This is a genomic window from Rhodococcus sp. WAY2, assembly GCF_009859915.1.
Classification (GTDB): Bacteria; Actinomycetota; Actinomycetes; order Mycobacteriales; family Mycobacteriaceae; genus Rhodococcus_F; species Rhodococcus_F oxybenzonivorans.
In genome coordinates, this window is the sequence record NZ_CP046572.1 from 4,705,227 (window position 1) to 4,729,264 (window position 24,038).

Sequence of the window (24,038 nt, forward strand, 5' to 3'; positions counted from 1 at the left end):
GTTTCGGTGCTTTCGACACCCAGCAACGGACGCCGCGCACGCCGTTCCCCATAGATGTAGCCGGCTGATCCTGCACAAGCCAGAACGCTACTGGGACAACGGCGTGCGCTCACACCGGCTTCGGACTACACCCACGGGCGCATCAGTGGAGCCTGACGGGCCTCACGACGATGCGGGCAGGTTCACTTGCTTTGTTTCGAGGAATGCTTCGACGCCTTCGATTCCGCCCTCGCGTCCGAGTCCGGACATCTTGAGACCACCGAATGGTGCGGTGACGTTGGGGCCGGCGGAGTTGATCGCCACAGCGCCACTCTCCAGACGAGGTGCGATGGATAGCGCTCTGTCGATATCGGATGTGTAGATTCCGTTGCTCAGTCCGAACTCGGTGTCATTGACCGCCTCGATGCCGGCATCGAGATCCTCGTAGGTCTCGACGGTGATGACGGGCCCGAACACCTCTTCCCGGTTGACCTGCATGGTCGAATTCGTGCCGGTCAGGAGAGTCGGCAGATACCAGTAACCGTGCTCGAATGGAGCGCCCGCCGGCTTACCGCCGCCGGTCAAGACGGTGGCACCTTCCTGTCGGGCGGTCTCGACGAACGACTCGACTCGATCCAACTGTGCGCGGGAGACGAGGGGACCTACGGCGGTGGAAGGGTCGGCGGGGTCGCCCACAGGCAGGTTGTCGAACGCCTGGGTCAACGCGTCGAGCCATTGCTTCCCATTTCGGGCCGGTACCAGCAGACGGCTCTGCGTCGTGCATACCTGGCCTGACTGAACCGTGCATCCGGCGGCCAGTAGCGGCGCGAACTGCTCGGGCTCGGCATCGTCGAGGACGAGTGCGGCCGACTTCCCACCCAGCTCGAGCGTGACCCGGGTCATTCGTTCGGCGGCGGTAGCCATCACTTGCTGGCCGGCCGCGGTGCTGCCGGTGAAGGAGATGTGCCCGATGCCGGGCCGTGAGATCAGATAGCGACCCAGGTCGCGTCCGCCGGGCAGGAAAGAGATCAATCCTTCCGGGAGGCCTGCTTCAGCGAATACCTCCGCCAATACGAATGACACGAGCGGGGTCTCGGGAGAAATCTTGACGATGACAGGACAGCCCGCCAGCAGGGCCGGCGCGATCTTGACGGCGGCCAGTACCAACGGCGCGTTCCACGGCACGATGGCTGCGACTGGGCCCACGGGTTCGCGGCTTACGTACACAGAGCCGGTGGTGGTGTCGCGCCGGGTGGGACCGAGGTCTATCTGTTGTGCAAGTGATGCCGTGTCGCGAAAGATGGCAGCGGCGGCTGCGGCGGTGAAGTTCGCAAAGGCGGCCAGTCCGCCCTGGTCCAGGGTGTACAGCGCTTCGAAGTCGGACGCGCGCCGTTCGATTCCGTCGGCTAGTGCACTGAGCGCCTTCGCCCGTTCGCTGATACCGATATCGCGCCAGCCGCCTCGCCGGTGCAGATCCACAGCGGCGGTAACGGCACGATCGACGTCGGCGTTTGTGGCGGAGGGGACCCGCCCGATGACGTCCTCTGTCACCGGATTCTCGACCTCGATCCACGCACGATCGCTGTCTTCGCTCCACATGCCCGCGATGTAGAGCGTGTCACGCGAGGTGAGGGGGGCCGGGTTGTTCATGAAGTCTCCTGTTGATTGGCACTGCCGCTGACGACGAGCATGCGCGCTACGGCACACAGATCGCCGATTCGGGCATGGCTTCCCGTGACCGTCACTCGTCATGGGTCCGATGATTCGCCCCTTACACCGACTGTCGGGTACGGCTCGAAGTTTCTCGCAGCCAATGGTGATCGCTACCACATTGATTGTCAACCAACTAGTAACCACGTGTCAACAGCGCGTTTTCGCGACTTCTAGTTCGGCTGCCGAAGTAGGGCGTCGACACTCCATCTTGTTCCGGTCGAGATGCGAGCTGACCCTGTAAAAAGATTGTTCGTTGACAAGCTACTAATTGCGTGATGTCCTGACTTCGGCCAGTTCATCTCTCCTACATCCGACCGAACCGGCCGCGGTCCGCGGGGATCCGAGTGCGAGGGATCATGCGCGTCACGAGCAGGTCTGGACATGTCCGGAGAGCTTCCGATCCCGGGCATGCGTGCAGCCGGATATCCCACCCAGGGCGTTGCCGATCTTCTCTCCCGAGGTATGCCCCAGCCGCCGAGCCGGCAAAGAGTGTCATATGCCCCACGACGAGGGCCGAAACAGGAAGAACGAGACAATGGCAGAACAGAGCGCTCTCGATGCGCAGGTTTCAGTATTGGAACCGTTGTACACCGGATTCGTCGCATCATCGCTGACCCTGCGCAATCGGTTCGTGATGGCGCCGATGACACGGGAGAATTCGCCCGGAGGGATTCCGAACGCCGAGAATGTGGAGTATTACCGTCGGCGAGCGGCCGGGGGAGTGGGATTGATCATCACCGAGGGCACCCTCGTGCGAGGACCCGCGGCCGGCAACAGCGCGGGCATGCCCCACATGTACGGCCCGGCGAGTGCAGCGGGATGGCGCGAAGTAGTGGAAGCGGTGCACAGCGAAGGGGCGGCCATCGTCAGCCAGCTCATGCACATGGGTGCTATGCGCGGACATGAGTCACAGTTCGAGCCCCAACTCGCCACCGTCAGCCCCTCTGCTATCGGTATCGACGGCGAACCAGTCGGCCGCGAGCTGACCACCGCCGATCTCGATGCGATCATTGCCTCCTACGTCGAATCGGCGACGTTGGCGTCTGAGCTCGGGTTCGATGGTGTCGAGATCCACGGCGGGCACGGGATGGTGCTGGACAATTTCCTCTGGGCTCGCACCAACCAGCGCACCGACGGATACGGGGGGAGCCTCGTGAACCGCGTCAAGTTTCCCGTCGAGGTCGTCTCGGCGGTTCGCGCCGCGGTGGGACCGGACTTCCCCATCGCCTATCGGTTCTCGCAGTGGAAGGTCGGCGCGTACGACGCCGCCATCGCAACTACGCCCACCGAGTTGGAGCAGATGCTGAGCCCGCTGGCCGCGGCCGGAGTCGATGTTTTCCATCCCTCGACCCGCCGGCACTGGCTACCTGCCTTCCCGGAAGACGGCTCGACGGAAGGCCGTCTCGGTCTGGCGGGCTGGGTAAAAAAGATCACGGGACTTCCGGTGATCATGGTGGGCTCGGTGGGAGTCGACCATATGTTCATCGGCGATGACGGCGCCGACGGGAATGACCCGCGTCTGCGGCTGCGGTACGTGATCGAACAGTTCGAACGCGACGAGTTCGACCTGCTCGCGCTCGGCCGGTCCCTGTTGGCGGATCCGGAGTGGGTGAACAAGATGCAGTCCGGTGACACGGCGAGGATCATCCCGTTCGAGAAGTCCTCTTGAGGTGTGCCGCCGGCGACGACTGCCTGGGCTGATCAGGACCAAATAGCCGTCCCCTCTTCGCATCCGTGTACCAACTCAGTAATGGAGAAATCATGATTGTCGGGATCTTGGGAGCCGGGAAGATCGGTAGCACGATCGCTGGGCGGCTCTCCGCGGGTGGTCACGAAGTCTTACTGGCGAACTCGCGAAACCCGGAGACGATCCGTGATGTCGCCGTCGCCGCGGGAGCGAGGGCTGTGTATGCCGCAGATGCGGCACGCGGCGCCGACGTGGTGATCACATCGGTCCCTTTCGCCCGCGTCCCCTCTCTTCGTGCTGCAATTTCAGTGGCACCAGCCGAGGCGGTGATCATCGACACCTCCAATTACTTCCCCTTCCGAGACGGCACCATCACCGCGGTGGAGAACGGGCAGGTCGAAAGTGAATGGGTGGCTGAGCAGCTCGGGCGACCGGTCGTCAAAGCTTGGAACAATATCCTGGCCGGAAGTTTCGCGACCAAGGGTGCAGAGTCGGGTACCCGAGGCAGGATCGCGCTGGCCGTTGCCGGCGACGACACGCGGTCGAAATCAGTAGCAATGCAGTTTGTCGATCTGACCGGGTTCGATGCCGTGGATGCAGGGACGATCAACCAGTCGTGGCGTCAGCAACCCGGCACGCCCGCCTACTGCACAGATCTCTCCGCAGCCGAGTTGGAAGGCGCGCTTGCGTCGGCCGATCGAGAGGCGTCGGCCTCGAAGCGTGAAGAGATGGTCGCAAGAATGAAGGCGATCGAGGGTACTCCGTCGAACGAGGACCTATTGCGCCTCTCCAGAGCGGTCTATCTGTAAGGGAAGCTGCGATGCCGGTGGTGAGCGCGTGTCTCGTCGCCTGCGGTGGAGTGCCGATTCGGCCGACTGCTTGACATGGCTAGTTGTTCGACAAACAATTAAAGTGGTTTGCATCACTCGGGGCCCGGTTGGGCACTCATGACATAGGGAGTAATCCGTGCGAGCAGCGGTGACAAGGCAAGTCGGCGATAAGTTCGAGGTCTGTGACGTTACCGTCGCAGAGCCGGTCGGCCGGGAAGTCCTCGTAGAGGTCCGTGCCTCAGGTCTGTGCCATAGCGATATCACGGTCGCCCATACCGGAATGGGCGTGGACATGCCGATCGTGCTGGGACATGAGATCGCGGGTGTGGTCTCGGCGGTAGGGCCCGACGTCTCCCGAATCAAAGTCGGCGACCACGTTGTCGCAGCGGCGCTCCAGCCCTGTGGGCGATGCGTGGCGTGTCTCGGCGGCAATCTGAATGCATGTGCCAATGCCGGTGCGCTGGATCGTGCTCCCGAGGCCGCACCGCGCCTCCAGGACGAGTTGGGGCCCCTGGGGCAGTTGCAGGGTCTCGGCGGCTTCGCGGAGCAGGCGCTGATCCATGAGAATCAATTGGTCACGATCGACCCCGCAATGCCATTCGAGAAGGCCGCGGTCATCGGATGTGCCGTGGTGACCGGCGGCGGAGCGGTATTCAATGCGGCGAAGGTTACGCCCGGGCAGACCATCGCAGTGTTCGGCTGTGGCGGGGTCGGACTCAACGCAATCCAGGCAGCGCGCCTCGCCGGTGCGTCCCGGATCATCGGCGTCGATATTCAAGCCGAGAAGCTGGCACTGGCCACACAATTCGGCGCCACCGACGTCATCGACTCCTCACAGGCCGACGTGGTCGACTCCGTCCTCGAGATCACCGCCGGCGGCGGCGTCGATCATGCCTTCGTGATGATCGGTGTTCCCGCGGTGGCAGAGACCGCAATGTCCACCCTCGGATTCGGCGGTACGGCCTACTTGGTAGGTGGTATGTCTCCGGGCGCCGAACTGGTCCTTCGTCCATCTCCCGCCGAGAGCGGGCTGCTGCCGCGGCAGCAAGGAGTGCGAGGGCTCTGGCTCGGGTCCTCGAACTTCTACCGGGACATTCCCATGTATGTGGATCTGTATCTCGGTGGTCGGCTGAATCTGGACGATCTCGTGTCACGGACGATTGCGCTCGACGAGATCAATGAGGCTTACGAGGAAATGGAGCGTAACAGCCTCGCCCGCACGGTCATCACCTTTCCCGCGCGGAATGCCTGAAAGGAGCAATGTATGTCCAATGCTTATCCAGAGGTTGACCACCCCGGTTCAGCCAGCACCTCCGATGAGATCGCAGATCTCATCGCGAAGCAGAAACTATACGAGAACCTGGCAATGTACTGTCGCGGCCAGGATCGCAAAGAACTCGATGCTATGAAAGCGACGTTCTGGCCCGAGGCGACCGACAACCACGGCATGTTCGTGGGATCCGCACATGAATTCTGCGAGTGGTCGTATGAGAACCAGAAATCGACGCGTCACAAGTCTCACCACTACATCACCAATGTGATCATCGAACTCGACGGGGACTTCGCCAAGCGAGAGAGCTCGGTCGTATATGTAATGGTCAAGCCGGATGGCGAACCGACTGACGTCATGGGCGGACGCTACAGGGATCTGTGTGAGCGCCGCAGTGGGGAGTGGCGGGTGCTGCGCCGCACGGTGATCTTCGACCATACCGCACAATTCCCCTCCGCCAACGCGTTCGCAGCAGTGTTCGGAGGTATTCCGGAGACTGCGCGGGTGGGAGACCTCTTCCCGAATGACGCCATCTACGAGACTGAGTGGTGAATCGGCCCCGCGAGGGCGCATCACCCTGCCGGTGATCCCGCCGGCGCCTTGATGTCGGCGGCAGATCGGCTTCCGCCGCGGTGAGTGTGCGCCCCGAATGTCGACCTACTTCGTTGCTGGCGAAGTAGGTCGACATCAGTCACATGAACAGGGCACGGCTCACGCGCACACCGAATTCCGGGTCCGGATTCGTTGTCCCGTCGCCGACCCTTTCGGCGAAGGCGGCGACTGCCAGGTCGCGCCGCACCGGCAATCTCGCGGCCTCGGCCGCCGCCAGTGCGGCTGGCAACTCTTCAATCGTGAGGTCTGTGCAGTAGGCGGGTGCGCCGGGCTGCTGGCGCCATGATTCCGCGAGTGTTCCCGCGTCGAACCCGTCGAATCCGGTGTCGTCGACCAAGGACATGCCCACTGCGCGTTCCCTGTCGTCGTCGGCCGCGACCGGGATGGCGATACGGCCCGCGGTGCCGGCGGGCATGCCCTTCCCGGCGAGTGAACCGGAACCGATGGCGTTCCATGCCTTGACGATCGGGCGACCGAGTTGCGCGGCAGCCCAGAGGCTTTCGACTTGGCCGGCTTCGATGGCATCGATCGTGGAATCACGGGCCGGATAGTAGTTCGACGTGTCGATGACGACTGTATCGGCGGGCACGGTGGCGATCAGCGGCGCTACCTCCGGAAGACGGTTCAGTGGGATCGACAGGATCACGACGTCCACATCCTTCACCGCGTCAACCGTGGAAACAGCACGCGCACCCGTGGCAAGAACGTCTGCCTGAATCGTCTCCGGGCCGCGGGAGTTGGCCACCTTCACGTCGTGCCCGGCGGCGCCCAACTTCCGACTCAGGGTCTTGCCGATATGTCCGACTCCGATTATGCCTATCTTCATAAAGGACTCCTTTGTTATTTCTCGCTGTGAACGGGTGATCTGCGGACGAAGAAAACGCCGAGGACGGCGCCGAGGGCGATGATTCCGGCGGTGGTGAAGGCGGCCTGGGCTGCGGACACGGACTCGGTCATGCCGAGTGCACCCGCACCCTTGGCCCCGATCGTGTAGGCCGAGATAAGCACTGCACCACCGGCGGCCCCCGCAAGCTGTTGGACGGTGGTGAAGGCTGCGGTGCCGTGTGGGTAGAGATCGGCACGCAGGGAAGCCAACGCGGTCGTCGTCATCGGCGTCCACATCAGGGCTTGCGAAGCAGAGATGACGAGGTAGGTCACCAGAAGTGTGGCCACACTCGTGTGCTCGTCCATGCGGCTGAGGAACCACAGTGCCGCCGTCCAGACGACCGCGCCGGGAATCGCCAGTGGTCGTGGGCCGAAACGGTCGTAGACCCGTCCGCCGAGACCGGAGACGATCGAGATGAGGGCCCCGCCGGGGACCAGGAAGAGACCGATCGCGAAGGTGCTCAGACCGACGATGTGGGTCAACACGAGGGGCAGGACGATCAGCGTGCCGAAGCCGTTGAGCGCGACGATGACCATGACCAGCAGTGGCAGGGTGAACGATCTGGTGCTGAAGATTCGCATGTCGAGGAGCGGGTCGCGGTCACGTTGCAGGACGATCTGCCGGTATACGAACGCCGCGACGCCGGCGAGCCCGACGGTGATCGGGAGGTAGGGCGGGAGGGGTGAGTGGCCCGAGACGGCCTCACCGATCGAGGCCAGGCCGTAGACGAGGGAGCCGAATCCGATGGCCGACAGCAGCAATGACAGGACGTCGAGCGTGACCGGTTCCGGGGTGGTGATGTTGCGGAGTTTCATCGCCCCGAGTGCCAGCGCTGCCAGGGTGATCGGCAGGACGAGAAGGAAGAGCCACCGCCAGCTCAGCTGGGACAGCACGACACCGGAGACCGCGGGACCGACAGCCGGTGCCACGGCGGTCAGGCCGGTGACCAGAGCCATGGTCTGGCCGCGGCGACCGGCGGGTACGAGGTGCATCGTCGTGGTCATCAACAGTGGCATGAAGACCGCGGTCCCGGCTGCCTGCACGATGCGTCCGGCGAGCAGGACCTCGAAGCCTGGTGCCAGGGCGGCGATTGCCGTCCCGGCGGTGAACAGGGACAGCGCACCGAGGAAAATCGTGCGCAGGTGGAACCGCCGCATCACGTACCCGGTGGCCGGAATGAGGACGGCCAGCGTCAGCATGTAGCCCGTTGTGACCCACTGCCCGGCGCTCGGGGTGATGCCGAAATCGAGGATCAGGGTGGGAAGTGCCACGCCCAGCAGCATCTCGTTGAGGAGGACGATGAACGCCGACACCATCAGCAATCCGATGACCAGCGTGCTCCCTGGTGCCAGGCGTTCCTCGGGGTGGGTGCGGGATGCGGGAGCTGTGACGGTCGCGGGCGGTGTGTCCGGGAGTGTGTCGTGGGTGGTCTTGGTCATGGGGTGCTCTCTGTCTGGGCAGGATGGGTCGGAGGTGAGTGGTCAGCGGGATACGAGGGCCGTGCCGGCGAGGCGTGGGTCGAGCCCGTACTGGGCGGGCGCGCCCAGGTGGTCGCGCAGGGTGGATCCCTCGTAGTCCTTATGGAATAGGCCGCGGCGCTGCAGCAGTGGGACGACCTCGTCGACGAACGCGTCGATGCCGTCGTGGTAGACGTCGATGGCCAGGGAGAAGCCATCGCAGGCTCCGGCCTCGAACCACCGCTGCATGTGGTCGGCCACGTCGGCGGCGGTGCCGGACACGACCGGGTGGTAGTCGATGACCCCGTGGGCGAGGACGTCTCGGAGGGACCAGCCTTCGTGCGCGACCTCCAGGGCGCGGGCAGAGCGCGGATCCGCTGGGTTGGGGGTTGCGTCGGCGAGCTGGCGGGCGGTGAGCGGCTCATCGAGCTGACCCGGGCTCAGGCGCAGCCCGATCATCGCGCCGAGGTAGGTCACACGCTGGGCCAGATCGACCGACTCGTCCAGCCGACGCCGCCGGTCCAGGGCCGCCCGGCGGGTGGGCGCGACGCTCGGCATGAAGCCGGCGAACAGTTTCACCTCGTCGGGGTTCCGGCCGGCGCGTTCGGCTGCCCGGCGCAGCGCAGCACGGTGTGCCTGCCCCTCTTCGATGGTGAAGGGATTGGCGTAGACACCGCTGGCGTAGCGGGCGGCCAATTCCAGCCCGTGCCCGCCGCCGCCGGCCTGGAAGACGACGGGCTGGCCCTGCTCGGACGGCGGGATGGGCAGCGGTCCACGCGCGGCGACGTGGCGGCCCCGCATGTTGATCGGCTGGATTTTGCTCATGTCGGCGAACCGTTTGCCGGTGACGTCGTGCACCCAGGCGTCCCGCTCCCAGCTCCCCCACAGCGCCTGTACCGCCTGGATGACCTCGTCGGCGCGCTGGTACTTCTCGGTGCGTGGAGGAACCGAGCGGCCGAAGTTCGCCGCGGCGGCGGCGTTGGAGGTGGTGACTGCGTTCCATCCGGCCCGGCCGTGGCTGATCACGTCCAGAGCCTTGAACTGGCGAGCCAGGTTGTAGGGCTCGTTGAAGGTCGTGGAGGAGGTGGTGACCAGACCGATCCGCTCGGTCTCCCGGGCGATCGCGGTCAAGACCAGCAGTGGGTCGATCGCGAAGTGAGGAGCCTCGTGCTCGAGGTTCACATCCAGCACAGGGGTGTCGGCGAAGAAGAGCAGCTCGATCTTTCCACGTTCGGCCGCCTGGGCATACCGCACGAACTGGTCCATATCCGTGTAGCTGGAGGGGTTCGCCCCGGGCGCCCGCCATGAGCCGGGTTGAGCTCCGTAGCCGCTGGTCAGCTGCAGGCACAGCAGCATGTTGCTCGAACCGTCGGCTCGGGGGTCAGCGGAAATTGCCGGAGATTCGGTCTCGGTGGATGCCTCGTGAGGTGTCACGCGGTGCTCTCTTTCGTGTCGTCGTCGACGCTGTCGATGCCGTGAAGTAGCGGCTGCAGCACAGGGGACGGTCCTGCTCGGTGGCTGGAGTGGCGAGGTACGCTACTGAAGCGGGGGCTGCCCCCACATAATAAACGGGGGACCACCCCGTTTAGCAAATCGGCGTCGTGAGTGCGGCGTTCTGGTGAGAGCTCGAGGTGGAACATGGCGAGTGGTGAGACGCGAGGTCGTCGATCGCGGGCGGATTTCGAACGGAACCGATCAGGAATTCTGGAGTCGGCGGAAAAACGCTTCACCGAGGAGGGGGTAGGCACCTCGCTGGAAGCGGTGGCACGTGACGCCGGGGTCGGGTCGGCAACCCTCTACCGCCATTTTCCGACGCGTGATGCGCTACTCGCCGAGGTGCTGAGCAAGCGCGAGAGCCAGATCGTGTCCGAGAAGCATCGGATCGAACAGCTCGTCGACAGTGGCGCGGCCCTGGAGCAATGGATGGGCGCGCTCGAAGACTTCTTCGGGGCGTTCGAGGGCCTGCCCGGGCCGCTGCGCAGTGCTTTCCTCACCGAACACAATCCCCTCGCGGTCAGCTGCTCCGGCTTCATCGATCTGACCGGTCAGTTCCTCGAGGCGGCACAGCGCGACGGAAAGGCGCCACGCTGGCTTCGAGCGCGTGACCTCTTCCTGACCGCGCTGGCCTTGAGCTGGGCCAGAGGTTCGTCGCTGGCAGATGAGTCGTCTCAATCGCACCTCCGGGCGTTGATCAGAGACGGATACGCATCAGCGAACGAGACTCCATGATCACTGAGGTTCGGGGCGGATCCGAACCGGCGGCGCAAGGCGTGCGTGATCGCGTGGCATTCGAGCAGCGAAAACCGTTATCGGCGTAGCACACTGCAAGTTCTTGCGCGGCCGAAAGTTGAGAAAGTGCTCGACCCGCGCAGGCCGTCGAGTGCGTAGGGCGCATGTCGCTGCTTCGGGGATAGCGCTCGCTCGCGCCACGCCCGCGTCGCGTTCGCGTTGGTCCTTCGATCATAGTGGGGGCTTGACAGGAAGACTAGTTGGTTGTTCAGTTACTTCGCATGCGGGTGTAGTTCCCGCCCGAGGGAGCGTGAGATCGTGAAACTGGATACCAGGATGGTCGAGAGCGGTTGTGTGAATCGCTTCGCCACGACGGATGGCGGCTCGGGTATTCATCTCTCCTACCCAGTATTTGGTCGCTGCCGTAGGCGTACGCAGCTGTAGTGGAAGAACGCGACCTAGAGCGCTACCAACACATTCCTACGAAAACTATGTGATGTGAGGACAAATGAGTTCAACCAGCGATTCTCAGTCCGTGCCGACCACCGAGGCGACGGAATGGAGACGCGGCGGCCGCACGGTCGCCTCCGCCTTCGTCGGGTATGGGTCTGCCTCGGTTCTCTTTCTTATTACTGCGAGTGTATTCGTCAAGCCGACGATGCAAGCGACGGGTTGGAGTACCAGCGAGGTGCTGGTGTCGCCGATTGTCCTGATGCTGCTCACGGCCTGTGGGCCGCTTGCGGGTAGGGCATCCGATCGATGGGGCGCTCGACGAACGATCTCGACGGGAGTCGTCGCATACGCGGTGCTGCTGATCTTGTTTGCAACGTTGCCGGTCAGCAAACTTACGTTCTACGGGTTGGCTGTGGGCATCGGAATCATGGGTTCGTTCGCGTACATGGTCCCATTCAATCGTGCGGTGACCGTCTGGTTCGACAAGGGAGCTGGAAAGGCTTTCGGTCTGGTCGGAACCGGTTCGGCTGTAATGCCGCTGATCGCAATACCGTTGGTGACCGTGGTTATCTACAGCGCGGGGTGGCAGGCGGGCTATCTGGTACTTGCCGGATTTGCGCTGCTGATCTCACTGCCAGCCGTGATCTTCGGTATTCAGGAACGTCCTCGCGACCGGGAGCAGGGCTTCTCGACAGTTTCCGATGAGGCTTCGGCGGATGCACTCGAGTCCGAGGCGAGCGTGAAACAGGTGCTTCGCACGCCCCGGTACTGGATCTTCTCGTTCAGTATCGTCGCAGTGACCGCCGCAACCTCCGCCTATTTGGCAAACTTGCAACCGATCCTGCTCGATGGGGGAGCGAGCCTGGCGGTCGCGACGACGATGACCACGCTGTACAGCGTGGGAACAATTGTCGGCCGGCTCAGCGCCGGGACACTACTCGACCTGTTTCCCCGACGAAAGATTGCAGTGGCAGTATCGTTCTTGCTGATTGCTGCCCTGGGGTCCTTGGCGATGACGGCAGTAGGAACCCTCCCGGTCTTCCTGACGGCAGTCGCCGTCATGCTAGTGGCGTCCAGTCAGGGCGCGGAGGCGGACTTCGGCGCATACTTCCTGCTCAAGGAGTACGGCCGGCGCAACTTCGGAACGCTGTACGCCACCGCCCTCGCATTCAGCGGGGTCTCGGGTGTTGCCTTCCCCTACGTGTTCAGCTTCGTTCGTGACAGCACAGGCAGCTACATGTGGGCGACTGCTATCGGCGCGGCTTCGCTGGTAATTGCAGCACTCTCGATTCTGGTGTTCGGTCTGACCGCCCCGAGAGGCCACCGAACCAGGCGACGCGACCCCTCGACCAGTGCACAGAAGGAAGCGACACCGGCGTAAAGGGTGGTCTGGGAAGTTGCGCGGTACCGACCTGTCTGGCGGTGCGGCCGGACTGTGGTGACGGCTTTGGTCGGCCGGCGATCATCCCGTGTGTCAGTCGAAAGAAACTTGCGCCACCAGTTTTCCTTGGTTCTTCCCGTTGAGTAGGAGAGTCAACGCGTCGGGAATCTTCTCGAAGCCGTCGATAACATGTGTGCGCGCAACCAACTGTCCGCGCTGTGCAAGGTCGTCGAGCAGTTCGTCTACGATTTGGTTGCGTGGACCGAAATCTGCAACGAAGCCTTGAAGGCGTGCGCTGCGGAAGATGAGCATCGGGAGGTTCTTTACGCCATACAGATTGGACTTTTCGCTGATGTCGTACTGGGACATGGCCCCGCACACAACAATCCGGCATCCTACTGCCATGTTTGTCAGGACGGCGTCGATTCCTTCTCCGCCCACGTTATCGAAGAACAGGTCGATACCGTCCGGAAAGTGCCGGTGGATAGCCTCGCGAAGATCTTCCTTCTTGTAGTCGATTGCACCGTCGAGTTTCAACTCTTCCAGAAGGAACTCACACTTGTCCGGTCCACCGGCGATGCCGACCACTCGGCAGCCCTGCGCCTTCGCGATTTGGGCGGCCAACGAGCCAGTGGCCCCGGCGGCACCGGACACCAACACCGCATCGGTCGGCTTCACTTCACCGATGAGAGTCATGCCGCCTGCTGCCGCGCGCCCGACGTGCGAGAAGATCGCCAATTGTTGCTCGAACGACATTTCCGTAGCAGATTTTGCGGGACGCACGAAGAGGGGATCGACGACGTCGAATCGTCGCCAACCCCACATTCCCGTCACGACGTCACCGACGGCGTGGGAAGGCGCGCGGGATTCGATGACGACACCGATGGAAACACCGAACATCGGATCTCCGACACCGAACGGTATCGCCTGCAGTTGAGGATCGAGTTTGAGCCAATTGAGATTCGTCGGGTCGAGTGACATCAGCAGCGTTCGGACCACGATCTTGCCGTCTGGAGCGGCGGGGATCGGGCCTTCGAACAGGCGAAAACAGCTGGGATCGTATGTGCCGGTCGACGCCCGGTCCACGATCCAACTTTCATTCTTCACGGCAAGTCCTCCGGTGATCTTTCGTGTGCTGTCAGGTTTAGCGCGCCGCTTCCCGGCGGGGCGTCAGAGATCGAGGACGATCCGCTTCGAGCAGGAGCGCGAGACGCAGATGAACATCGTCTCGTTGGCGTCCTTTTCCTCCTGAGTGAGCAGCGAGTCCCGATGGTCGGCCTCACCCTCGAGGATCGGGGTCTCGCAGGTGCCGCAGGTGCCTTCGCGACACGAGGACAGAACGGTCACACCGGCCTCTTCGACGACGTCGAGAATCGATCGATCGGTGGGCACGGTCACCGCCACACCGGTCTGCGCCAACTCGACAGTAAATTCCGTATCCACGGTGCCGGCCGGCAACTCCTTGGCTCGGAATCGCTCCATGTGCAGTGCTCCGGGAGTCCATGCACTGCAGTGTTTGTCGATCGCATCGAGCATCGGTCCCGGTCCGCAGGTGAACACCGCGACACCGTCACGTTGGTCACCGATGACCGTGGCGAGATCAAGATGCCCGAATTCATCCTGAGGGATTACCTCGACGCGGTCCGAATAGAGCTCCCGCAGCTCGTCGACGAACGCCATCGAGGACCGGGTCCGACCGCCGTAGACCAGGCGGAACGGGACTTCGCGTGCTGCCGCCGTGGCCAGCATCGGTATCAAGGGGGTGATACCGATGCCACCCGCGACGAACACGTATTCCTTCGCATCGGTGAGCGCGAAGTGGTTGCGAGGGCCCCGAACCGCCACGGCATCGCCGACGGTGAGGGTGTCGTGGACGTAACGGGAACCACCTCGACTGTCTGGTTCGCGGAGCACTCCCACCCGATAGCGGGTGCGGTCGGCGGGATCACCGCACAACGAGTATTGCCGCACGAGTCCGTAACCGAGAACGAGGTCGAGATGAGCGCCTGGCGTCCACGCAGGCAGAGGAGCACCGTCCGGTGACGTGAGGGTCAGGCGGACGACGCCTTCCGCCACCACCTCTTTTCCTGCCACCGTCAGTTCCAGGCGGCGTTCTGTGTCATGAGCGTCGGAGTCGGAAGCGGTCATTATTGAGTGCATAGGAGGGTCCTCCGAGTTGCTATGCGTGTTCAGTGCCGCTGCCAGGTGCTGCGGAGATTGGGCTGAGGAGCGAATACGAAGATGGGGTCGAGGGGTTCACCGGCCGGGTAGTGGCCACCGAAGAGGTCGCATCCTGCTGCGGTGAGTTCGGCAGTGATCAAAGGTAGTACCAGGCCTTGCTGTGTGCTGTAGGAGTCGTTGATCTCGAGCTCGGCGAGAAGGATTCGCTCGGAATCCTCCGGCGCATCGATGCGGTCCCGGACCGTGAGGAGGGCTCCGGTATCACACAGGATCAGGCGTGGGTCGGCAATGAGAATTTGCAGTAGGCCGGCGTGGCCGCTGAGGTGAATTGCCCCGCGGAACCGGAGTTCACCCGCAACTCTCTGCTCGTCGGTGTGTGGGGGAAAGGTGAAGAAACTGCTCTCGCTGAGGTAGGCACCGCCGGAAGCGGCGTGCCCACCGTCGGGCAAGCCCGACAGGTAGCGGAGGAAGCTCTGTTTGATACCCCAGGTGAGTCCGGCTGGGGGGTGGCCGGGGCCGGCCGCTGTCTGCATGGAGGCAGCGGCCGACGCCAGTGTTCGGGTCACGATCTATACCTCGATGTGCTCGAGCTGTTCGAAGATTTCCCCGCGACGGTTCTCGAACTGGCTCGGCAGCATGAACTTGCTGCCGAGTTCCTGCGGCGATTCGTCACACGTCCAGCCGCCGTCCTCGTGGGTGACGGCGAGCTCGAACAGGGCTCCACCGGGCGTCCGCACGTAGACACTCTTGAAGTACTTACGGTCCTTCAGCTCGGAGATGTCGGTGTACCCGGCCCCTTCCATCCCGAACTTCACCTCGTCCTGATTGGCGAGGGTGTCGAGGTTCCACGCGAAGTGGTGGTAGGTGCCCGAACCGTAATGCCAGGTTCCCTGGTCCTCGCTGATGTTCGCGGTCAGTTCGATGTAGTTGCCGTACTTGGCGTTACCGACCTGGAAGGTTGCCCGGTCGCCTTCCTCGGCGATTTTGCTCTGGGAGAAGAAGGTGTCGTTGGCGAAATCGACCATCCGTTCCGGGGTGGTGACGTGGATGCCGACGCCGTGGATGCCGTGAATTGCATACTGCTGCGGCAGACCGTTGCCGGCGTATCCCTCGCGCTCGTCGTTGTCGTTCTCGACGAACTGGTACTCGATGCCGCTGGGGTGCCGGAAGGCGAGTCGGCGCCGGTCGAAGACATCGAGGTTGTCGACGTCGACTTTGTGCTCGGTGAGGCGGCCGTGCCAGTAGTCGAGTGAGCCGGCCGGAACCGACAGCAGTACTTCGCGGGCCTGGTTGGTTCCACGCTTGCCGTAGAGTCCGGCCTGCGCCCAGGGGAAGGTGGTGACCACCGAGGACGGATCGCCGGTGGCGTTGGAGTAGTACAGGTGGTAGATCGGCTTGCTGCCGTCGAAGAGGACGGTCCGCTTGATGAAGCGCATGCCGAGGGTTTTCACGTGGAAATCGACGTCGTCCTGGGCCTTGCCGACGGACAGGGTGACATGGTGCGAGCCTTCTACGTAGGCCATGGGCTATCTCCTTTTGGTGATGGTGTCGAACAGTTTTCGGGTGTGATCGATGACGTCGTCGTTGACGCGGTGCTCGGGGTCGTCGTCGACATGCAGGCCTACCGAGGCACCGAGTTCGACGAACGATTCGGTGGTGGCATGCACCCTTGCCAATGGCACGAATTCGTCGCGCGCCGACGTGGCGAGCAGCACCGGCATCCCGTCGAAGGGCTTACCGCCCGCGGACCAGGACTTCTCCTCGGGGCCGAGGTAGCCGCCGGTGAGCAGGGCCGCACCGGCGAAGCGGCGACCGGTACGTAGCAGGTACTCCGCAAGCAGGCACGCCCCTTGCGAGAAACCCATGAGCACGGTGCGTTCTGCAGGCACTCCCTGGTCCGAGATCCGGGACAGGTGGGTGTCGACGGCGTCGAGGGCGTGGCCGAGGAACGGTTCGTTGTCTTCGTGCGGCTTCAGGAAGCTTTCGGGATACCAGCTGCTGCCGTCCGCGCTGGGCAGCAGGTACGCCGTTTCCGGCCTGGCGATCCTGTTCGCGACCTCCGCCATGAACCCCGGCCGTTGACCTCGACCGTGCACGGCATACACCACCAGCGGTGCCTGCCCCAGGTCACGGACTCCGTGCGGCAGCAGGTCGCCGTGCAGATGAGGATTCGATGTCATGAGACCACTCCGCTTCGTGCGGGCGCCGAGTGGCTGTGGCCGCGGATCTGGCCCGAATCCGGAGGTCCGGACCGTTCGTATTCCGCGCGTTGCCGCTGTTGCTCGCGCGCGAGCGTGTCGGTGTCGCCGCGGTGACGTGCGATGAGGGTGCGTTTGGCGGCCGGGCCGACGTGGCAGAGTCCGGGGACATCAGGGTTGTCGACACACGCGGTACTGCCGGCGGCAGGTGCGGTGGCGCGTCCGGTGAGTCCGGCAGCGCCGTAGCGGCGGTGGGCGTCGCCCCCGCAGCGCGGGCATAGCCGGTGTGGCGGGACAGGGGTGCAGGTGAGCGTTTCGGTGGTGACGGCGCACGCGCCACAGCGGTAATCGACGAGGATCATTCGAATCACTCCTGGGCGACGAGTGGCCCACCGAATGCGGACCAGTCCTGGGGGTCGTGCGCGATCCAGATGCGGGCACCTTCGTCGTCGCGCAGTCGTTTGAGGGCGCGGATGCTTTCGCGCCCGGCCACCGGATCCCAGTCGTGAGGGTCGGGTGCCTCTCGGTCGAGACCTTCTCGCAGGTGGACGGTGTCGCCGGTCAGAACGATGGACTGCGAGGGCAGGTTCACCACGCAGGACAACTCTCCCGGGGTGTGGCCAGGCGTGTGCAGGATCTGGACGGACCCGTCGCCGAGCAGATCGTGCTGTGCCGTCCGGATCGTCGTCCAGTCGAACTCACGGGTCGGTGCCAGGTCGTCGGGCCGCATGAGATGGGCTTGCATGGCGCTCGGGTCGGCCGCCCAGTCGAATTCTCCGGGGCCGACGAAAAACTTCGCCTGCGGAAACAGGTACAGGCCGCCGGCGTGGTCGGAGTGGGTGTGCGAGAGGACGACGTGAGTGACGTCCTCGGTGCGGAAGCCCAGCTTTCCGAGTTGACGGTCGATGCGTTGTTCCGGGTGCGTGACGATATTGAGGGTCTCGGCCAGGTCACCGAAATAGGCGCGCGGGTCGTCGTTAAGCACCGGCGAGAAACTGGTGTCGAAGAGGATGAGTCCACGCTGATGTTCGATCAGGAACGCCGGGAGTGGAAAGGTGATCATGCCTTCGGCGCCGACGACCAGATCTCCGGCATCGAGATCCATTGTCGGTGCGTCGAGCGCCCACATGCGCAGTGCGGTGGATACGGTCATGACAGTCCTTCGGCAGGAGGGGTGTGACGAGTGATGCTGGTGGACAACCAGTCCCGGACGATCGACAGTGTGCGATCGTGGCCGCGCTCGAAGATGAGGCCGTGCCCGTGGCCCGGCAACCCGAGATCGGCGAGTACGAGGTGGTCGACGCGGACGCCCGCGGACTGCAAGAACGTCACCGTGGCGAGATCGTCGTCGTGACGGCCCGAGGCATCGGCGGTTACCACGGCAATCGGTGTCGAGGCGAGTCCGAGAAGTCGTTGCGATCGCGCCGGATCGACCGAGTCGGTGCGGGATCGGTTGTCGAGCGGGACCGCGGTCAATCCATACGCGAGTCGGCCCCGGTCTCCGAGGTCGCGGAAGGGCGGACCGAGAGGTTCGACGGCCACCAGGGCTGCGACCAGGTCCGGCCGGCGCTGCGTGGCGATCCAGCCGGCGGGTGCGCCGGCGGAATGGGTGATCACCACGGCCGGTCCGATGCGCTCGAGTAGCGCGACGAGCATGTCACCGTCGAGCCGGTGCCCATTGGCCAGGCTTCGTGGAGGGGGCTGCACTGCGGATGCGAGACCGTCGAACTGGGTGGACCCCGATTCCCGCGTCCACGGCCACTCGGTGTGCGCCCGGTGCCGGCTGTCGTTCGGTCCTGGAGCGAACAGTCGTTGCACGTCGGCGGGTGTTGCCGCCGGCATCAGGTCGCCGTGGACGTCAGGACGGTAGGGGGAGCGGCCATGGGCAGGGCGATCCGGTAGATACACCGGGTGACCGGCCTCGACGAGCAACGGCGCCCATCCGGGTTCACCATTCGGTGTGGTGGTCCAGTCGAGCGACTGTCCACCTCCGCCGTGCACGAGCACGACCGGCAGCTCACCGGTATCGGTGCCGGGCGCTTCCCAGCGGACGTACGAGGCACACCGTGTGGTGCCGGTGCCGGTATGCACCCAGAACTCCCCACGCCGCAACCACGCGGCAGGTGCGCTGCGATGCGGGGCCGAGCGCGCCGATTGTGTGGTGGCGGTCATCGGCTCAACCGGCCGGAACGAGGCGGATCGGAATCGATTCGTGCCCGAACGCCTGGAAGTTGATCGCGCGGCGGGGCTCACCGGTGAGTTCGATCCGCTCGACACGGTCAACCAACGCGCTGAGCAGGCTCTTCGCTTCCAACCGTGCGACGGCCTGCCCGGCGCAGGTGTGGATGCCGAAGCCGAAGGACAGATGGCTTCCGGCGTCGTGGCGGTCGATCCGGAACTGGTCCGGGTCGGTCCATTTGCGGGGATCCCGTCCGGCGCCGAGCCACATCAGCAGCAGCTTGGTTCCGGCGGGGATGGTGATTCCGCCGAGTTCGGTGTCCCGGAGCGCGACCCGGCCACCGAATCGGGACGGCGGGTACAGGCGCAGCGCCTCCTCGAACGCGGACTCGACCAGATCAGGCCGGGCACGCAGCAACTGCCACTGCTCCGGATTGTCGGCGAACGCCCGCAACATGCCGGAGATCCCGAAGATCGTGGTGTCGAAGCCGGCACCGAAAACGGCTTTGAGAAGCTGTTCGGCCTCGGTCTCGCTGATCACACCCTCGTCCGCGGCAGCGTAGAGCTGCCAGCCTATTCCGCCGTCGCTCTGCAGTTCTCGCTTCATATTTTCCTCGACCCATGCGAGTGCCGGGGCCCCGCTGCGCATCTTGGCGTGGTGATGCTCGTTCTGTGGGCCGAACGCGTTGAACACCGCATCACCGAACTTCAACAGTAGTTCCCTGCCCTCCGTGGGCAATCCGAGAACATCGGGAAAGACCTGCAGCACGTACCGGGCGGCAACGCAACGTCACGGTATCCGTCGAGGTCCACCACACCACCGCTGAGAAGGTCGTCCACCAGATGTGAGGCCGATTCGGTGAAGTACGCCTGCATCTTCGCCATGTTCTCCTTGGAGAAGATTCGCATCATCACCGACTTGGTCTGCGTGTGATCGGGAGGGTCCTGCATCAGTGGTGCATTGGGCCGGAACGGGTTCGGCTGGTAGAACGGACGATCCGTCGAGGAAAACGTGCGCCAGTCACGCAGCGCCTTCTGAATTTCGGCGTGGCGGGTCACCGCGTAGAAATCGTACTTGTCGATGTGCACGACAGGCGCGACCTCACGCAGGAGACCGTCATGCACATGGACATCCTGCAAGACTTCGGCATCGAACGGGTCGTAATCCGAACTCGGAGCATGGGTTACGGCAGTAGTCATGGTTCCTCGGTTCTCAGATATGGTGGGGACGGGCCGGGCCGGCCTCAGGTACCGGCCTTGCGGGGTGCCGGCAGCTCGCCGGTCTCCATCCACTGCAGACGCCGGCGTACACCCGCAAGTGCCATCTCGCGATGCGGCAGCACGAAGAACTGGTTGTCCCGGATCGCTTGCACAGTCATGTCGGCGACCTCGGCCGGCTCGAGTCCCACCTGCTGGGCCTTGGTCCGCAGTTCCTCCATGAGCGCGACTCGATGTGGTTCGCGGGCGGGTTCGAGGCCATCGGGCATGTTCCGCTCCGCATCGGGCATCCGGGTCTTCACCGGGCCGGGTGCGAGCAGCGAGATCCCCACAGTGCTGCCCGCGGTATGCAGTTCGACGGCCAAGGATTCCGTCAGGCTCAGGATGGCCGATTTGGACACACAGTACGGGGTCATCGTTGCTGTGCCGCTGGTGAAAGCGGCGACCGAGGCGGTGTTGACGATATGTGCCTGTGGATGTTGGGCCAGGAGCGGAAGGAACACCCGGCAGCCGTGGAGTACACCGTAGAAGTTGACGTCCATCACCCATTGCCACGCACCGTCGGGGATCTCCAGAAAGGATCCACCGGTCTCGACGCCGGCGTTGTTGCACACCAGATGCACCGCACCGAACCGTTCGATCGTGCGCGCGGCCAACTCCTGCACGGCATCGAGCTTGCGAACATCAGTGCGCACTCCGATGGCTTCCGCACCGTCGGCCCGTACCAGGGCTGTGGCGTGTTCGAGGGCATCTGAATCCACATCGGCGAGCACGAGGTGCATTCCCTCGGCGCCCAGGCGGCGCGCCAGGGCAAGCCCGATCCCGCTCGCTGCGCCCGTCACGACCGCCACCCGCTGATTCAACACCTTCATGCGTGCACCTCCGCAACCAAAGACGGCGTCTCCAAGGACTTGGGGAACATCAACCGCGCGAACAAGGCATCGGGGTCGGAGGACAGTTGCCGCAGCCCGGCCATCGCCTCGTCGAGCGCCGCACCCTTCCCGGAGTGGTAGACGAGCTTCTTGTTCGCCGACGCTGCGGGACTGACCTTGTCGACGAACACTTCCCGGCGAAGGCGGGCGTACTCGTCGAGCACCTCGTCGGACACTCGACCGTCGATCACCGCGGCCAAAGCCTCGTAGAGGACGTACGTGTCGAACAACCCGGATGTCAGCCCCAGGCCACCGGTGGGGTTCGTGGCGTGGGCGGCATCGCCCGCGAGGAGCACCCTGCCGGCACGGAACGTGGCGGCGGCGCGTTGATGCATCCGATAAGGGGAGAAGGCGACCAGCTCGATGTCGTCGATGCCGGGAAAGACGGCTCCGAAGTACTCGGGCATGCGGTCGAGCACCGTCTCGACCGGTAATGCCTCGTCTTCGCAGTAGGTGAACCGCCAGAGGTTGGTGGTGTCGATCTTGGAGATGATCGCTCCGTACCGATCGTCGATCAGCATGGTCGTCAGGGGCCAGCCGTGAGCTTCGAGGTCGATGCGAATGTTGGTGGCCACGAACCGCTCGGGCCACGTGTGCCCGTCGAATGCGATACCGACCGACTCACGGACCGTGCTGCGTGCCCCGTCGGCGCCGATCAGCCACTGTGCGGTCAAGACAAGGGGATCGCAGTCCGAGATGGTCCTCACCCGTACAACGTTGTCATCTTGATCAATTGAGTGAACCTCGGTGTTCCACAACACCTTCGCGTGCGGAAACGCCGAAAGCTCCTCGAGTGCAAGTTCGACGAGAGCGTTCTGCCCGAGATGCAGGTTGTAGGGGTGCGCAACCCTGCCCTCGAGTGCGTCGAGTCCGAAGGACACCTGCTCGCCGGTGGCATGGACACGGTAGGTGTACCCCTGTTTGAGGAACCCCCGAGCGGCGGCCGCGTCGAACAGCCCGAGTCGCTCGAGTCCGTCGAGCACGGACCAGTGATAAACCATGGCGCGCGGTGATTGCACTACCTCGCTGCCCCGCTCGAGCACGGTGACGGAGATTCCCGCCCGCGCGAGTCCCAGGGCATTGAGAATCCCGACCGGGCCGGCGCCTGCGATGAGCACCGTCTGTTCAGTCATGTCTTCTTCCGTTTCTTCTGCAGTGGGAAGCCTGGTGTTCCGCTCGTATCCGGCGACGATGCGACGCATCGTGGTGAGCCCGCGGAGGAAATATGTACGACAATCTGCCGTGTTGAAGCTACCGTACCGAGTGATGCGAGTCACCACAATACTTGACATGAGTCTAGTTCTGAGGGGAGACTGAAGTGGCGACACCGAAACACGGCGCCACGTGGGTTGATGTTGGGCAGCCGCGTCGGGACTACGGCCTTGACTCGACCGGGTAAGCCGATTTTCCGGTTTACTGCATGCCTGATCACGGGGCGATCAGCAAAGTCTGCAGCGCTATCGCAATTATCGTCATACAATCTGAACGAAAGTGAGTAATCCATGACCACCAGTCGGACGCACAAGGAGACCTATGAAGATGGCATTGCCATGCGCAAGGCGGTCCTCGGAGCCGCGCATGTCGAGCGCTCTCTGAGCAACGTCACCGAGTTCTCCCGTCCCATCCAGGAACTCGTCACCGAGTACTGCTGGGGCACCGTGTGGACCCGCGACGGACTGCCTCCCCGGACCCGCAGCCTGCTCAACCTGGCGATGCTGACCGCTCTCAACCGCTCTCACGAACTCGCGGTGCACGTGCGTGGGGCAGTGACCAACGGCTGCACCGACGAAGAGATTCAGGAGGTTCTCCTCCAGGCCGCGGTGTACGTCGGTGTTCCTGCCGCGCTCGAATCCTTCCGCATCGCCGAGGCGACCCTGAAGGAGCTGCGCGCCGATGTCTGACACTGCTGCCGGTGTTGATCTGCCGACTCACGACCTGTCGTCGACCGCCACGGTCGCGTTCGTGGGGCTCGGAAACATGGGCGCCCCCATGGCAGGCCGCCTACTCGAGGCAGGCCACCGAGTGATCGGCTTCGATCTGTCCGAGAAAGCGGTACAACGCTTTACGGAACACGGCGGCGTGGCGGCGGACTCGGCAGCCGCGGCCGCGTCGGACGCCGACGTGACAATCCTGATGCTGCCGAGCTCTGCAGTAGTGGAAGCGGTCCTCGACGACGGACTCGCCGCGGTGCTACGGCCCGGTGCGGTCGTGGTCGACATGAGCTCGTCCGAGCCGATGCGCACCCGGGCACTCGCCCGGCGCATCGCCGACGAACGGGGCGTGGACCTGATCGACGCCCCGGTTTCCGGCGGAGTGAAAGGTGCCGTCAACGGCACGCTGACTATCATGGTCGGCGGCGCGCCGTCCGTTGTCTCCGCTGCGCTACCGATCCTGGAACTTCTGGGCCGACCCGTCCGCGTCGGCGATATCGGCGCCGGACATGCGCTGAAGGCGCTCAACAACCTGCTCTCGGCTACTCATCTGATGGTGACCAGTGAGGCGATCCTCGCGGGGGAGCGATTCGGTCTCGACCCGGAAGTCATGCTCACCGTCATCAACGGCTCGAGCGGACGGAGCGGATCGACCGAGAACAAGTGGCCGAACTTCATTGTGCCGAAGACATACGATTCCGGCTTCGCGCTGAACCTGATGCTCAAGGATATGCGCATTGCCACCGATTTGGCGCGGCAGCTCGGCCGGCCCAGCCTCCTCGGCGAGCACGCGGTCTCGCTGTGGAGCCAAGCGTCGGAGACACTCGATTCCGCCGCGGACCACACCGAGATCGCCCGGTGGGTCGAAGAGTCGGCAACCCCGGAAATTGTATGACCAACGTA

At 64.0% G+C, this 24,038-nt stretch carries 24 protein-coding genes; 8 read left to right on the top strand and 16 right to left on the bottom strand.

The features are described from left to right. Positions 1-162: 162 nt before the first annotated feature. Positions 163-1,629 carry an aldehyde dehydrogenase family protein gene (locus tag GFS60_RS21320; RefSeq protein ID WP_159924333.1) on the bottom strand — a complete coding sequence of 489 codons (1,467 nt, stop codon included), beginning with the start codon at positions 1,627-1,629 and terminating at the stop codon, positions 163-165. Between the two features lie 598 nt (positions 1,630-2,227). On the opposite strand from GFS60_RS21320, the gene GFS60_RS21325 reads away from it, so the two are divergent. The 4 genes from GFS60_RS21325 (at position 2,228) to GFS60_RS21340 (ending at position 6,031) form a co-directional block, all read left to right on the top strand. Next, on the top strand, positions 2,228-3,361 hold the full coding sequence (locus GFS60_RS21325; protein WP_159924335.1) for an NADH:flavin oxidoreductase: 1,134 nt from the start codon (positions 2,228-2,230) through the stop codon (positions 3,359-3,361). Between the two features lie 92 nt (positions 3,362-3,453). Beyond that, the gene (locus GFS60_RS21330) at positions 3,454-4,188 is read left to right on the top strand and encodes an NADPH-dependent F420 reductase (protein WP_159924338.1); all 735 of its coding nucleotides are present in this window, start codon (positions 3,454-3,456) and stop codon (positions 4,186-4,188) included. Positions 4,189-4,357: 169 nt separating this feature from the next. Then, positions 4,358-5,461, top strand: coding sequence for a zinc-binding dehydrogenase (locus GFS60_RS21335; protein ID WP_236603517.1), 1,104 nt, complete (start codon positions 4,358-4,360; stop codon positions 5,459-5,461). Between the two features lie 12 nt (positions 5,462-5,473). Then, on the top strand, positions 5,474-6,031 hold the full coding sequence (locus GFS60_RS21340; RefSeq protein ID WP_159924342.1) for a nuclear transport factor 2 family protein: 558 nt from the start codon (positions 5,474-5,476) through the stop codon (positions 6,029-6,031). A gap of 139 nt (positions 6,032-6,170) precedes the next feature. Here GFS60_RS21340 and GFS60_RS21345 read toward each other — a convergent pair whose 3' ends face one another. Genes GFS60_RS21345 through GFS60_RS21355 form a run of 3 tightly spaced genes read right to left on the bottom strand, consistent with a single transcriptional unit; the run spans position 6,171 to position 9,868 of the window. Then, positions 6,171-6,917, bottom strand: coding sequence for an NADPH-dependent F420 reductase (locus GFS60_RS21345; RefSeq protein WP_159924344.1), 747 nt, complete (start codon positions 6,915-6,917; stop codon positions 6,171-6,173). Positions 6,918-6,931: 14 nt separating this feature from the next. Beyond that, positions 6,932-8,416 carry a DHA2 family efflux MFS transporter permease subunit gene (locus GFS60_RS21350; protein ID WP_159924346.1) on the bottom strand — a complete coding sequence of 495 codons (1,485 nt, stop codon included), beginning with the start codon at positions 8,414-8,416 and terminating at the stop codon, positions 6,932-6,934. Positions 8,417-8,458: 42 nt separating this feature from the next. Next, positions 8,459-9,868, bottom strand: a complete 1,410-nt coding sequence (locus GFS60_RS21355) for an NtaA/DmoA family FMN-dependent monooxygenase (protein ID WP_236603233.1) — start codon at positions 9,866-9,868, stop codon at positions 8,459-8,461. Positions 9,869-10,072: 204 nt separating this feature from the next. On the opposite strand from GFS60_RS21355, the gene GFS60_RS21360 reads away from it, so the two are divergent. Next, the gene (locus GFS60_RS21360) at positions 10,073-10,663 is read left to right on the top strand and encodes a TetR/AcrR family transcriptional regulator (RefSeq protein WP_159924348.1); all 591 of its coding nucleotides are present in this window, start codon (positions 10,073-10,075) and stop codon (positions 10,661-10,663) included. Positions 10,664-11,171: 508 nt separating this feature from the next. Beyond that, positions 11,172-12,497, top strand: a complete 1,326-nt coding sequence (locus tag GFS60_RS21365; protein ID WP_159924350.1) for an MFS transporter — start codon at positions 11,172-11,174, stop codon at positions 12,495-12,497. Between the two features lie 93 nt (positions 12,498-12,590). Here GFS60_RS21365 and GFS60_RS21370 read toward each other — a convergent pair whose 3' ends face one another. The 12 genes from GFS60_RS21370 to GFS60_RS21425 all read right to left on the bottom strand — a co-directional run bounded on the left by GFS60_RS21370 (position 12,591) and on the right by GFS60_RS21425 (position 22,337). After that, positions 12,591-13,604, bottom strand: a complete 1,014-nt coding sequence (locus GFS60_RS21370) for an MDR family NADP-dependent oxidoreductase (RefSeq protein ID WP_159924352.1) — start codon at positions 13,602-13,604, stop codon at positions 12,591-12,593. 63 nt (positions 13,605-13,667) lie between these two features. Further along, positions 13,668-14,645, bottom strand: a complete 978-nt coding sequence (locus GFS60_RS21375; RefSeq protein ID WP_159924354.1) for a PDR/VanB family oxidoreductase — start codon at positions 14,643-14,645, stop codon at positions 13,668-13,670. A gap of 41 nt (positions 14,646-14,686) precedes the next feature. Beyond that, positions 14,687-15,244 (bottom strand): HtaA domain-containing protein, encoded by a 558-nt coding sequence (locus GFS60_RS21380; RefSeq protein ID WP_159924356.1) that lies wholly within the window; start codon positions 15,242-15,244, stop codon positions 14,687-14,689. Between the two features lie 3 nt (positions 15,245-15,247). Next, positions 15,248-16,201, bottom strand: a complete 954-nt coding sequence (locus tag GFS60_RS21385) for a VOC family protein (RefSeq protein WP_159924358.1) — start codon at positions 16,199-16,201, stop codon at positions 15,248-15,250. A gap of 3 nt (positions 16,202-16,204) precedes the next feature. Then, on the bottom strand, positions 16,205-16,858 hold the full coding sequence (locus GFS60_RS21390) for an alpha/beta hydrolase (protein ID WP_159924360.1): 654 nt from the start codon (positions 16,856-16,858) through the stop codon (positions 16,205-16,207). Then, a complete protein-coding gene (locus GFS60_RS21395) occupies positions 16,855-17,238 on the bottom strand; it encodes a hypothetical protein (RefSeq protein ID WP_159924362.1) in 384 nt (127 codons plus the stop codon). The genes GFS60_RS21390 and GFS60_RS21395 overlap by 4 nt, the downstream gene beginning before the upstream one ends. A gap of 5 nt (positions 17,239-17,243) precedes the next feature. After that, positions 17,244-18,029 carry an N-acyl homoserine lactonase family protein gene (locus GFS60_RS21400; protein ID WP_236603234.1) on the bottom strand — a complete coding sequence of 262 codons (786 nt, stop codon included), beginning with the start codon at positions 18,027-18,029 and terminating at the stop codon, positions 17,244-17,246. Continuing rightward, entirely contained in the window at positions 18,026-19,048 is a 1,023-nt protein-coding gene (locus GFS60_RS21405) for an alpha/beta fold hydrolase (RefSeq protein WP_159924364.1), read from the bottom strand. The genes GFS60_RS21400 and GFS60_RS21405 overlap by 4 nt, the downstream gene beginning before the upstream one ends. A gap of 4 nt (positions 19,049-19,052) precedes the next feature. Beyond that, positions 19,053-19,766 carry a cytochrome P450 gene (locus tag GFS60_RS21410; protein ID WP_159924366.1) on the bottom strand — a complete coding sequence of 238 codons (714 nt, stop codon included), beginning with the start codon at positions 19,764-19,766 and terminating at the stop codon, positions 19,053-19,055. Then, positions 19,763-20,254, bottom strand: coding sequence for a hypothetical protein (locus tag GFS60_RS21415; RefSeq protein ID WP_159924368.1), 492 nt, complete (start codon positions 20,252-20,254; stop codon positions 19,763-19,765). The genes GFS60_RS21410 and GFS60_RS21415 overlap by 4 nt, the downstream gene beginning before the upstream one ends. Before the next feature lie 44 nt (positions 20,255-20,298). Continuing rightward, the gene (locus GFS60_RS21420; protein WP_159924370.1) at positions 20,299-21,144 is read right to left on the bottom strand and encodes an SDR family NAD(P)-dependent oxidoreductase; all 846 of its coding nucleotides are present in this window, start codon (positions 21,142-21,144) and stop codon (positions 20,299-20,301) included. After that, the gene (locus GFS60_RS21425) at positions 21,141-22,337 is read right to left on the bottom strand and encodes an FAD-dependent oxidoreductase (RefSeq protein ID WP_159924372.1); all 1,197 of its coding nucleotides are present in this window, start codon (positions 22,335-22,337) and stop codon (positions 21,141-21,143) included. Before GFS60_RS21425 ends, GFS60_RS21420 begins: the two co-directional genes overlap by 4 nt. A gap of 369 nt (positions 22,338-22,706) precedes the next feature. On the opposite strand from GFS60_RS21425, the gene GFS60_RS21430 reads away from it, so the two are divergent. Together GFS60_RS21430 and GFS60_RS21435 are read left to right on the top strand one after the other, a co-directional pair. Beyond that, positions 22,707-23,105 carry a carboxymuconolactone decarboxylase family protein gene (locus GFS60_RS21430; RefSeq protein WP_159924374.1) on the top strand — a complete coding sequence of 133 codons (399 nt, stop codon included), beginning with the start codon at positions 22,707-22,709 and terminating at the stop codon, positions 23,103-23,105. Then, a complete protein-coding gene (locus GFS60_RS21435) occupies positions 23,098-24,030 on the top strand; it encodes an NAD(P)-dependent oxidoreductase (RefSeq protein WP_159924376.1) in 933 nt (310 codons plus the stop codon). Before GFS60_RS21430 ends, GFS60_RS21435 begins: the two co-directional genes overlap by 8 nt. Positions 24,031-24,038: the final 8 nt, after the last annotated feature.